General features: G+C 64.8%; 10 protein-coding genes. 8 read left to right on the top strand and 2 right to left on the bottom strand.

Annotated elements, in window-relative coordinates:
- Positions 1–30: 30 nt before the first annotated feature.
- The 3 genes from FQ377_RS00305 to FQ377_RS00295 all read left to right on the top strand — a co-directional run bounded on the left by FQ377_RS00305 (position 31) and on the right by FQ377_RS00295 (position 3,702).
- Complete coding sequence (locus FQ377_RS00305) at positions 31–2,010, top strand: PTS mannitol transporter subunit IICBA (protein ID WP_148599274.1); 1,980 nt, start codon at positions 31–33, stop codon at positions 2,008–2,010.
- Positions 2,010–3,167 (top strand): mannitol-1-phosphate 5-dehydrogenase, encoded by a 1,158-nt coding sequence (locus FQ377_RS00300; protein WP_148599273.1) that lies wholly within the window; start codon positions 2,010–2,012, stop codon positions 3,165–3,167. The genes FQ377_RS00305 and FQ377_RS00300 overlap by 1 nt, the downstream gene beginning before the upstream one ends.
- A gap of 85 nt (positions 3,168–3,252) precedes the next feature.
- Positions 3,253–3,702: a BLUF domain-containing protein gene (locus FQ377_RS00295; protein WP_187393200.1), complete on the top strand. Its 450-nt coding sequence runs from the start codon at positions 3,253–3,255 to the stop codon at positions 3,700–3,702.
- Positions 3,703–3,754: 52 nt separating this feature from the next.
- Here FQ377_RS00295 and FQ377_RS00290 read toward each other — a convergent pair whose 3' ends face one another.
- On the bottom strand, positions 3,755–4,894 hold the full coding sequence (locus FQ377_RS00290; protein WP_148599271.1) for a glutamate--cysteine ligase: 1,140 nt from the start codon (positions 4,892–4,894) through the stop codon (positions 3,755–3,757).
- A gap of 519 nt (positions 4,895–5,413) precedes the next feature.
- Here FQ377_RS00290 and FQ377_RS00285 point away from each other — a divergent pair.
- From FQ377_RS00285 to FQ377_RS00270, 5 genes are all read left to right on the top strand, one after another.
- Entirely contained in the window at positions 5,414–6,256 is an 843-nt protein-coding gene (locus FQ377_RS00285; RefSeq protein WP_222861814.1) for a nitrilase family protein, read from the top strand.
- A gap of 10 nt (positions 6,257–6,266) precedes the next feature.
- Complete coding sequence (locus FQ377_RS14740) at positions 6,267–6,416, top strand: hypothetical protein (RefSeq protein ID WP_187393199.1); 150 nt, start codon at positions 6,267–6,269, stop codon at positions 6,414–6,416.
- Positions 6,413–7,924 carry a sodium:solute symporter family transporter gene (locus FQ377_RS00280; protein WP_148599270.1) on the top strand — a complete coding sequence of 504 codons (1,512 nt, stop codon included), beginning with the start codon at positions 6,413–6,415 and terminating at the stop codon, positions 7,922–7,924. The genes FQ377_RS14740 and FQ377_RS00280 overlap by 4 nt, the downstream gene beginning before the upstream one ends.
- A gap of 179 nt (positions 7,925–8,103) precedes the next feature.
- Positions 8,104–8,856 carry a DUF1028 domain-containing protein gene (locus FQ377_RS00275; protein ID WP_148599269.1) on the top strand — a complete coding sequence of 251 codons (753 nt, stop codon included), beginning with the start codon at positions 8,104–8,106 and terminating at the stop codon, positions 8,854–8,856.
- Positions 8,857–8,892: 36 nt separating this feature from the next.
- Complete coding sequence (locus FQ377_RS00270) at positions 8,893–9,708, top strand: shikimate 5-dehydrogenase (protein WP_262364184.1); 816 nt, start codon at positions 8,893–8,895, stop codon at positions 9,706–9,708.
- A 24-nt stretch (positions 9,709–9,732) separates the two neighbouring features.
- Here FQ377_RS00270 and FQ377_RS00265 read toward each other — a convergent pair whose 3' ends face one another.
- Positions 9,733–11,643, bottom strand: coding sequence for an alpha-amylase family protein (locus tag FQ377_RS00265; protein WP_148599268.1), 1,911 nt, complete (start codon positions 11,641–11,643; stop codon positions 9,733–9,735).
- Between the last annotated feature and the right edge of the window lie 115 nt (positions 11,644–11,758).

The raw sequence follows: 11,758 nt of genomic DNA, 5'->3' as shown, positions 1-11,758 counted from the left end.
CAGGTGCGGGGACAACGGTAAGGAAAGAACGTGGCAACACAAGTCGAAGCGAAGACCGGATCCAGCGTCCGGGTCCGCGTACAGAAATTCGGGACCTTCCTCTCCGGCATGATCATGCCGAACATCGGTGCCTTCATCGCCTGGGGTATCGTCACCGCGCTCTTCATCGAGGCCGGCTGGCTCCCGGTTCCGCAGCTCGGCGGATTCGGCGAGACCGACGGTGTGGCGAACATAGGCCTCGTGGGGCCGATGATCACCTACCTGCTACCCCTCCTGATCGCCTACACCGGCGGCCGCATGGTCCATGACGTGCGCGGTGGCGTAGTGGGTTCCATCGCGACGATGGGTGTGATCGTGGGAGCCGGTATCCCCATGTTCATCGGCGCCATGATCATGGGCCCGCTCGGCGGCTGGACCATGAAGAAGATCGACGCGATCTGGGACGGCAAGATCCGCCCCGGCTTCGAGATGCTCGTCAACAACTTCTCCGCAGGGATCTGGGGTGCGGTCCTCGCTCTCATCGGCTTCTTCGGTGTCTCCCCGCTGGTCGAGGCCTTCAGCACCGGCGCGGGCAACGTGGTCCAGTTCCTCGTCGACAACGGTCTGCTGCCGCTGACCAGCATCTTCATCGAGCCGGCAAAGGTGCTCTTCCTCAACAACGCCATCAACCACGGTGTCCTGACGCCGCTGGGTGTGCAGCAGTCACTGGAGGAGGGCAAGTCCATCCTCTTCATGCTCGAGGCCAACCCCGGTCCGGGCCTCGGCATCCTGCTCGCCTATATGTTCTTCGGTCGTGGTGCCGCCAAGGCCTCGGCGTCCGGTGCAGCCATCATCCATTTCGTCGGTGGTATCCACGAGATCTACTTCCCCTACGTGCTCATGCGCCCGCTGCTGATCCTGGCCGCGATCGCAGGCGGCATGACGGGTATCGCAACACTCAGCATCACCAATGCCGGGCTCGTCGCACCAGCCGCTCCGGGGTCCATCATCGCCGTCCTCGCGCAGTCCTCCCGCGACAGCTATGTAGGAGTCGTGCTGGCGGTCGTGCTCGCCACGGCGGTGTCCTTCCTCGTCGCGTCGGTCATCCTGAAGACCGGGAAGAACCAGGACGACGGCGACCTCGCCGCCGCTGCCACCAGGATGGAAGGCCTCAAGGGCAAGAAGAGCTCCGTCGCCGGCACTTTCCAGTCCTCCTCCGCGACGGAGGGTCCCATCCGCAACATCGTGTTCGCCTGCGACGCCGGCATGGGCTCCTCGGCGATGGGCGCCTCCGTGCTCCGCAACAAGATCAAGGCTGCCGGGTTCCCGGACGTCAAGGTCACCAACCTGGCCATCGCCAATCTGAAGGACGACTACGACGTCGTGGTGACGCACCAGGATCTCGCCGCACGCGCGGAACCCCTGACGCAGAGTGCCACGCACGTCTCCGTCGACAACTTCATGAACAGCCCCCGCTACGAGGAGATCGTGGAGCTGGTCCGGGCGAGTGCCGCAGCCGATAGCGGGATCGATCCGCAGATTCCCACGGCGGCCGCTGTTGCCGCCGAGGCGGACGCGGCTGGCGAGGCAGGAGCCGGCCGGGACGTCCTCGCCGAGGAGAGCGTGATCCTCAGCGGACGGGCGACCACGCAGAAGGACGCGATCGACGAAGCCGGTGGACTGCTCGTGGACCGCGACGCCGTCGATTCCAGCTACGTCGCGGCCATGCACGAGCGCGAACTCTCCGTCCCCACGTACATGGGCAACTTCCTCGCGATCCCGCACGGCACCAATGCTGCGAAGGATCTCATCAAGCGCTCGGCGGTGTCGATCATCCGCTACCCCGAAGGCATCGACTGGAACGGCAAGCAGGTCAAGTTCGTGGTCGGCGTCGCAGGCATCAACAACGAGCACCTGTCCATCCTGTCCGCGATCGCCCGCGTGTTCTCCGACAAGGAGCAGGTTGCCAGGCTCGACGAGGCGACGACGGTGGACGAGGTCCTGGCCCTCTTCGGAAAGGTGAATGCCTGATGAAGGCTGTGCATTTCGGTGCCGGGAACATCGGCCGCGGCTTCGTGGGGCTCCTGCTCCACGAAGCAGGGTACGAGGTGGTCTTCGCCGATGTCGCGGACGCACTGATCGGTCAGCTGGCCTCGACGCCCAGCTATGTGGTCCACGAGGTCGGTGAGGATCCGACCACGAGGACCGTCGACAACTACCGCGCCCTGAACTCGCGCTCGCAGGAGGAGGAGGTCATAGCGGAGATCGCGACGGCCGACATCGTGACGACCGCCGTGGGTCCGAGCGTCCTGAAGTTCCTCGCGCCGGTCATCGCCCGCGCGATCGCCCGCCGGGACAGGGAGCTCGAACCCCTGCAGATCATGGCGTGCGAGAACGCCATCAATGCCACGGACCTCCTGCACCGCGAGGTCGAGCATACGTACGACGGCGCCGCCCTGGATCTTGCCGCCCGCGCTGTGTTCGCCAACACCGCGGTGGACCGGATCGTCCCCAACCAGGCCGAGGGCCAGGGTCTCGACGTCACCGTGGAGACCTTCTTCGAATGGGTGATCGACCGGACGCCGTTCAGCGGCCGTACCCCCGACATCCCGGGAGTCACCTGGGTGGACGACCTCGCGCCCTACATCGAACGCAAGCTCTTCACCGTCAATACGGGGCACGCGGCGGCCGCCTACTTCGGTTACGCGGCCGGTGCGGAGAAGATCGCCGATGCGATGGCTGACGAGTCCGTCGCGTCCAGGGTCCGGGCGGTGCTCGGGGAGACCAAGGAACTCCTCGTGGCCAGACACGGCTTCGACGCGGGGGAGCAGGAAGCGTATGTGCAGAAGATCCTGCACCGTTTCAGCAACCAGCACCTGCCCGACACCGTGGTACGTGTGGGCAGGGCTCCGCTGCGCAAGCTCGGTCGCAGCGAGCGTTTCGTTGCCCCGGCGGCGGGGCTCGCGGAGCGGGGAATGAATCCCGAGGCTCTCCTCGGAGCCATGGAAGCCGCCCTGTCCTTCTCGGCCCCCGATGATCCGGAGGTCGCTGCGTTGGCCGAGATCCTGGCGACCCAGGACCCCGCGGAAGCCACGACGTCGATCACGGGCCTCGATGCAGGGCATCCGCTCTTCGGGGCGGTCCGGGATCTTGTGGCACGCCATGGCCGAGGGCAGCACGGGTCGTAGGATCCGACGGCCGCGAGGAGCGCCCGGCAGGGCAGCGAGGGGATGAGGTCTGGGTAGTGCGGCCGGTGGCCGGTAAATTGGGGGTGTGAGCACCCTTCCCCATGACCTGCTGTCCATCGTTTATGCGAGCAGTGCCGCCTATCCGTTCGGCGACGAGGAACTCGCTGCCCTGCTGGAGCTCAGCCGGAAGAACAATGCCCGCTCCCAGCTGACCGGCATGCTCATCTACGGCGGCGGGCATTTCCTGCAGGTCATCGAGGGCCCCAGCGATGTCCTGCGGGAGCGCATGTCCGTCATCGCCGCGGATCCCCGCCACCTGGACGTCCGCGTCCTGTTCCAGGAGACGATCGACCAACGCCAGTTCCCCGAGTGGACCATGGCCTTCGAGCCGGCGACCGACCTGCGGCTCGAGGAGATCCCCGGCTACCGGACCTCGTTCTCCGACATCGAGGACGAGGAGGACCCGCAGCGCTCCCTCGCGACACTGCGGGAGCTGATGCACTGGTTCCAGGACCGGGCTGCGCAGCGCGGCTGACCACCGGCAGAACGTCGCCCCTCCGGCCAGTGCTGGCGCGGTGCATCGAGTGCTACCCGCGCAGTTGCTCCACCATGTCGAGAACGACTGCGCGGAGATCGCCGTCGTTCTCCTCCGCGACGCGACGCTGGCGCTGGTACCCGGCGCCACGCTGAATGATCGCCTCTACATCCGCGAGTTCCCTGCTGCAGCCGAGGCTCCGGGCGACGGGCTCCAGTCGGGTGAGCACCTCGGCGAGATGATCGGTGACGAGCTGTTCGTTGCCGGCGGCGTCGAGGATGATGATGGCGTCCAGACCGTACCGCGCGGCACGCCACTTGTTCTCCTGGATGTGCCACGGCTGCATGGTGGGGATGCTCCCTCCGGCGTCGAGCGTGTCGGAGAACTCCTGGACGAGACACTGGGTCAGTGCTGCGACGGCGCCCACGTCCTGCAGGGTGGAGAGCCCGTCGCACACCCGCATCTCCACGGTGCCGAGATTGGGGACCGGACGGATGTCCCAGCGGATCTCGCTGATGGAGTCGATCACCCCCGTGGTGAACATGTCCTGCACGTAGGACTCGTAGCCGGCCCAGTCGTCGAAGTGGAAGGGAAGACCCGCAGTGGGCAGCTGCTGGAACATGAGGGCTCGCTGCGAGGCGTAGCCGGTGTCCTCGCCACCCCAGAACGGCGACGACGCCGAGAGCGCCTGGAAGTGCGGCACGTAGTTCATCAGCCCGTCGACCACCGGCAGCGCCTTCTCCCGACGATCCAGTCCCACATGGACGTGCACGCCGTAGATCACCATCTGCTGTCCCCACCACCGGGTGCGGTCGATCAGTTTCGCGTATCGCTCCCTGTCGGTGACCTGCTGATCCTTCGGTGAGCTGAAGGGATGTGAGCCCGCGCAGAAGACGTCGACCCCCATGGGATCGGTGACTTCCCGGACGGCGGCGAGCGAGCGGGCCAGGTCGTCCTTCGCCTCGCCCACCGTGGAGCACACACCGGTGATGAGTTCCACGGTGTTCAGCAGGAGCTCCTGTTTGATATGCGGGTGTTCCTCGTCCTCCTGCAGCTCGGGATGGTTGGCGCTGACCCCGCGGAGCACCTGGTCGGCCACCGAGACCAGCTCGCCGGTGGAGGGGTCCACCAGGGCCAGCTCCCACTCGACACCGAGCGTGGATTGCGCGGACTGCGCGAAATCGATAGTCACGGGTGGGCTCCTGGGACGAGGCGTGCGGTGGTGGGGGATCAGGCCTCTGGAGTGCGCCGTCGCAGGAGGACCGAGCTCAAGTGTAATGAGACCGCGGCGTCCGAGGCGCGCTGTACCGGTCAGGTGTCCTCGAGCGCCGGGCGCGGGACGAGGGTTCCTCGAGGCCGAACCGCGAAGTGCTGTAGGCCAGGACGGCTGAGCCCGGGCAGATGAGGCGGCAGCACGCCGCCGGTCTCGCCAGCAGAAAGGACGCGTGCGGTACCAGAGATGGCAGTGACCGGCTCGGAGTCCTTCCACTACCGACCTCGGATTGTTCTCATGTGCAAACGATTGCCTCTTAGTCGGTGATGCGCTCGGCAGATTCGGCGGCCCACTGGCCCCGGGGCCCTGAGTGGTTGGCGTTTCGGCTCCATGAGAGCGAAGTCAGCCGATGGCGTACTCGCGAAAGTTCTTGACTGTGACTCGGGTCATAGGTTTTACTTTTCTCACAGTACGCAATCGTTTGCAAAGGATGTTGTCATGAGTGGATCCTTCATCGCTGCGGCGGTGCAGATGGAACCTCGAATCGGAGAGGTCGAATCGAACGTCACCGAGCTGCTGCGCCTGGGAGAGGAAGCTGTCGCTCATGGCGCCAAACTCCTCGTCTTCCCGGAACTGTGCTCTTCCGGTTACGTGTTCCAGTCAAAGGAAGAGGTCGCAGCGTGCGCGGAAGACCTCAGCGACAGTAGGACCATTTCGACATGGGCCGCTTTCTGTCGGGCGAACAACGTATGGATGGTGGCCGGCTACCCGGAGAACAGTGGCGGCACCTACTTCAACTCGTCCGTGCTGATCGGCCCGGAGGGAGTGATCGGCAACTACCGGAAGAACCACCTCTGGAACAATGAGAACAAGTATTTCGAGCCGGGCGACTGCAATCACCCGGTATTCCGAACCGAGCTGGGCACCATCGGCATGATGGTGTGCTACGACGGATGGTTCCCGGAAGCGGTACGTTCCTTCGCCGTGCAGGGCGCCGACGTCCTCTGCGTTCCGACCAATTGGGTTCCGATCCCGGGGCAGGCACCCGGGGAGAAGGCAATGGCCACCATCCTGTGTCAAGCCAGCGCACATGTGAACGGGCTTTACATCGTTGCAGCCGACCGGGTGGGCACCGAGCGGGGCCAGGAGTTCATCGGACAGAGCGTGATCACCGGATATACGGGATGGCACCTTGCCGGTCCCGCCAGTCCGGTCCATCAAGAGATCCTGTACGCGGAGATAAAACCGGGCGAAGCCCGAGACTCCAGGCAGTGGAACGAGTTCAACGATCCGCTGCTCAATCGGCGAGTTGAGACCTACACAACGCACACACCTGCCTAGGAGAGCAACGATGATACCGGAATACGCATGGGCGCTCGGAGGAGTGCTGTGTCTTGTCACGCTCTTCATCATGATTGCGCTGGGTCAGGCCGTGACGAAGAACGAGTGGCTCGACGAGGTCGAGGCCATCGAAACTCCTGATGAGGGGCGGTCGGAGTGAATTTCCAGGTCCTCGGTATCGTCATCATCGTCGTGCTGGGCGCGTCCTGGATCTATGCCGGCCTCAAGGTCAGTAAACGCGTATCGAGCACAGACGACTATCTTGTAGGGGGTCGTCAAGTCGGCCTGGCGCTCGGCAGCGCTACCATCCTTGCAACATGGGTCACCGGGAACACCATCCTCGCGTCGCCGGAAAGCGGCTATACCTACGGAGTCCTCGGTGTCCTCGGCTATGCAGTCGGGGGCGGGGTCGCAGTGATGGCATTTGCTCCGCTGGCCGCCCGCCTGAAGAAGATCCTGCCCGCCGGACGAACGGTCGGCGACTTCTTCCGTCTCAGGTACGACGGCAAGAACTACTGGCTCTTCCTCATCGCACTGCTGGTATGGGATCTGGGATGGCTGCTGACCCAGGGCATGGCCGCGGGTATTATTCTGGAGACCATTTTCGGTATCCCCTTCGCTGTCGGAGTCATCCTTACGGTCGGCATCGTTCTTACCTACGTGTCGATCGGCGGCATGATGTCGGTCCTGAGCACCGACTTCCTTCAATCGATGCTGATCATGGTTCTCGTCTTCATCTTCCCCGCCCTCATTTACTGGCAGGCAAATCCCCGCGAGGTGTACGACGGGATGATTGCTCTCGCGCCGGAGACATTGCGGCTGGACAATCCCGCCGGACTGCTGTTTCTGTGCGTCATTCCGCTGATCTACGCGGGGGAGGTCTTCATGGACAACACCTTCTGGCAGAGAGCTTTTGCATTGCGCGCGAATGTACTGAAGAAGACCTTCATTTTCGCGGGGATCGGTTGGATCTTCGTGCCGATCGCCACCGGTACCCTTGCCTTTGTCGCCGTAGGCTCCGATATGGAGCTTCCGGGTGGCCCAAGTTCCGTTGCTCCCGAGGTGGTCTCCAATCTGGCCGGCTCGCTCGGGTCAGTGTTCTTCCTGGCTCTCCTCTGGGCGGCGCTGGCCTCCACGATGGCAGCGCTGATGAACGGTGTGGCCGGCATCTTCATGAATGACATCTACAACAACGTCATCAACCGCAACGCTACGGATCGACAGGTTCTGTCGGCTGGTCGAATCGGAACGGTTGTCATCGCGCTGATCACTATCGCGACCGCGCTCCAACGACCGTCGACACTTTTATCCCTGCTCATCTGGCTGGGCATCATCAATGCCGCCTATCTGACACCGGTCGTGGTCGGTGCCTTCTTCAAACGGGTCAATCCAACGGGTGCGTTCTGCAGCATAATCGTCGCGATAGCGACCGGCCTCGTCTTCTATGGAGGCGGGAGTATGGACCTGCTGTTCTTCCAGATTCCCATGTTCACATTCCCTGATTGGGCGTCGGGAGACCTGCAGGGAGCTGTCGTCTCATTCGCGATCGCTACGATCGGAACCCTCCTGACCAGCTGGATCTGGCCCAAGCACTTCGATTTCCGGACCATGCGTGACTGGGTTCCTCTATCGAAATCGGAACACGTCAGCACCTCCCCTGAGGTCTGAGGCACGACATCTGCTGTTCAGCACCAAGAGAGAGGTCCATAGAATTGACTATTCCATTCGTTGTCTGGTTTGCCCTTATTGTTCTCGGAGTTGTCGGCAGTTTGTCGACCTTCATAGCAATCATCATTGCGTTCTTCCATGAGAAAAAGCGCAACCTGCTCTGGTAGGAAGGTCCTGCTGTGACATTTTCGATTCTCGGTCGATGCGTCGACAGTGGTTCGGTGGGGGTGGCTATATCGACAGCCATCCCATGTGTAGGCGGGTTGTGCCTGCGGTGGAAGCGCGATGTCGGGGTGATGACGACACAGTCATTCATCAACCCCTACCTGGCGTCTGGTGTGCTGGACCGGATGCCGTCCGAGGACGCGGCGGAGTCCGTCTTCACCTCCGTGGTCGCAGCCGACCCGCAGAAGGAGATCAGGCAACTCGGCTGGATGCCCTTCATCGGTCGACCGCAGGGATTCACGGGATCCGGTTGTACCGGGTGGAGCGGTCAGATCATCGCGACGGACCACCTCGTCCTGGGCAACATGCTGACCGGTGAAGAAGTGCTCGGCTCGATGGCTGAGCGATACGAATCGACGGAGGGACTCCCGCTTGCGGAACGGCTGGTGCTGGCTCTCGAGGCGGGCCAATCGGCTGGCGGCGACTTCCGTGGGAGGCAGTCCGCGGCAGTTCTGGTACTGACCGATCGCGGATACCCCACTGTTGATCTACGGGTGGACGACAACCGTGAGCCGGTCCGCGAGGTTCGCCGGATCTGGGGAATTCATCAAGCACAGTTGACACAGTTCATCGAGGACATGCCGCGGCCGGGTCATATGGGCGGCTCGAATGATGGTGGACCTGAGAGCGTCATCTCCTTGCCGGTGGCGGATAGGCCCCCTTACCACGAGGACCTGCTCGGAGGGCCGGAGAAGGGTCGCCACTAGTGCGGTATGAGCACTTCGGCGGGGCAGAATGGGTCCGTGCCCATCCTGAACAAAGACATGACCCTGTGCATCTCGCTGGCCGCACGGCCCAGCAACATCCGGACCCGTTTCCACAATTACCTCTACGAGGAGTTGGGGCTCAACTACGTCTACAAGGCGTTCAGCACGACGGATCTGGCTGCGGCCATCGCTGGTGTGCGCGGGCTGGGCATCCGCGGATGTGCCATCTCCATGCCGTTCAAGGAGGACGTGATCGCCCTGGTGGACCACCTCGATCCGTCCGCGCGGGCCATCGATTCCGTCAACACGATCGTCAACGACGACGGCGTCCTCACCGCCTACAACACCGACTATCTGGCCGTGACGCGCCTGCTGCGTGAGCATGCCGTCCCGAGCACGCACTCGGTGCTCGTGCGCGGCTCCGGCGGGATGGCCAAGGCCGTCGTCGCGGCGCTGCGCGATTCCGGGTTCCACAGCGTGGTGCTCGTGGCCCGCAACGAGCGCACCGGCCGGGCGCTCGCCGGACTCTACGGCTTCGACTGGCAGGCGGAGGTGGGGGAGTCGACGGCGGATCTGCTCGTGAACGTCACGCCGCTCGGCATGGAGGGCGACGACGCGGACGTCGTCGCCTTCCCGCAGCACGCCATCGAGGCAGCCCGCCTGGTGTTCGACGTCGTCGCCTCCCCGTCGGAGACCCCGCTCGTCCTCGCCGCACGGCACAGGGGGACACCGGTCATCACGGGTGCGGAGGTGGTGGCCCTGCAGGCCGAGGAGCAGTTCGTGCTCTACACGGGTCACCGACCCACCCCGGAGCAGGTCCGGGCCGCGGGGGAGTTCTCACGCAGGCAGTGACCGGGTGCCTTCCCTGCACCGGGGTCAGATCCTGAGCCAGCGGACACCCAACGGCTCGAGCCTCAGGCCCGTCCGCAGGAACACCCGCTCGCCGCCGATGAGTTCCCACGCCGTCTCCGGCAGGCCGGAGAGGGTCTCGGCGCTGAGGTGCTGTGCGGTGTCCGCGACATTGGCGAAGGCCACCACAGTGGAGTCCTCGCCGTCGAGCAGCCCGGGTCGCTGGTAGCCGAGGACGTGCGGGTTGTTCGTATGGAACGGCAGGAGGCGTCCTCCGGCGAACTCGGGAGTCTGCGTGCGGACGTCGATGAGGTGCATGAGCCCGCGGAAGATGGCACCCGCCTCCGTGGTGGGGTCCGTCCTTTCCGCGTAGCGGTCCTCCGGGTAGGCGGGACGGCCCACCCAGCGGCTGTCCGCTGCCTTGGCGGGATACGCGAGGTAGGTGTGGTCGTTGAGCTGGCCCACTTCGTCGCCGAGATAGAGCAGCGGGATGCCGCCGGTGCTGAGGATGATCGCGTGGGCCAGGAGCACCCTGGCCACCCCGGCGCCGTCGGCTCCGGCGTCGGGAACGGATTCCAGCCCGGCCAGGGACGCCGTCGTGCCCGAGATGCGCGCGTCGCCGGTGCGCGGGTTGTCCTGGAACGGGATGCCGCGGGCGAAGCTGCCGGGGAAGCGGTCCACGTAGAAGGCGTTGAGGAACCGGCGGTGGTCGTGGCCGTCGATCCCGAGGTCGGCGGCGTCCTCGTCGGAGAAGGTCCATCCGATGTCGTCGTGGCTGCGCACGTAGTTGACCCACGCCGTACCCTCGGGGATCCCGTGCCGGCGTTCGAGGGCCTGGCTGAGCAGGGAGACGTCCCGGGTGGCGAGCGAGTTCCAGATCAGGGCCATCTGCAGGGGGTTGTAGCTGAGCCGGCATTCGTCGGGGTCGATGTACTGCACCACCTCGTCCGGGTGGACGATGGCCTCGGACTTGAACAGGAGGGACGGTGCCGCGAGCCGGCACACGGCGTTGAAGGCCTGCAGCAGGAGATGGGCCTCCGGAAGGGACTCACAGCTGGTGCCGAGCTGCTTCCAGATGAAGGCGACGGCGTCCATGCGCACCACGTCTACGCCGAGATTCGCGAGGAACAGCAGTTCGCCGGCCATGGCGCGGAAGACCCGGGGATTACGGTAGTCGAGGTCCCACTGGAACGAGTGGAAGGTGGCCCAGACCCAGCGGCCGTCCTCCAAGGGCACGAAGGAGCCGGGGTGGTCGTCGGGGAAGATCTCCCGCACCGTCCGCTCGAACGCATCGGGCTTGGAGCGGTCCGGGTAGATCCAGTAGAAGTCCGCGTACTCCGGGTCCTGCGCCAGAGCACGCCGTGCCCACTCGTGCTCGTCCGAGGTGTGGTTGAAGACGAAGTCGACCACCAGGGCTATCCCGTTCCCGCGGAGTTCACGCGCGACGTCCGCTAGATCGTCCATGGTGCCGAGCCGTGGGTCCACGGCGCGGTAGCTGGAGACCGCGTACCCGCCGTCGGAGTTCTCCTCGGGTGCCAGGAACAGCGGCATCAGGTGCAGATAGGTCAGGCCGAGCTCGCGGAAGTAGGGGATACGCTCACGCAGACCTGCCAGATCCCCGGCGAACAGGTCCACGTAGCAGACGCCGCCGAGCATCCGGTTCGACTGGAACCAGTCCGGAGCCATGGCCCGCAGTGTGTCGAGGTGTTTGAGGTCCGCGGGCCTCTCCTGCCAGGAGGCCGCCGCGTCGAGGACCACCCGCAGGAGCTCGCCGTCGGCCTCCGGGCCGTACAGGGTGTGGAAGAGCCGCTGCAGGCGTGGGAACTCCGCCTCGACGCGTACCTCGAAGGACTGCCAGTCCTGATCCGACGTGGCCGCCCGCCGTGCGGAGCCCAGCTCCGATCGGAGCTGATCGCCGGCCTGGGGTGTGGGACTCATCCGGCAAGCCTAGGGCAGCGGATCACCGGGCGGGGGCGGCCGATAGCGCCCGACGGCGTGCGGTGGCCGGGCAGGCCATGCGCGGAACCTTGCCATGGGCGCGGAACAGGTCCAC

It is taken from the genome of Arthrobacter echini (genome assembly GCF_008107445.1).
Classification (GTDB): domain Bacteria; phylum Actinomycetota; class Actinomycetes; order Actinomycetales; family Micrococcaceae; genus Arthrobacter_D; species Arthrobacter_D echini_A.
This window is presented reverse-complemented; position numbering and strand designations above follow the sequence as displayed.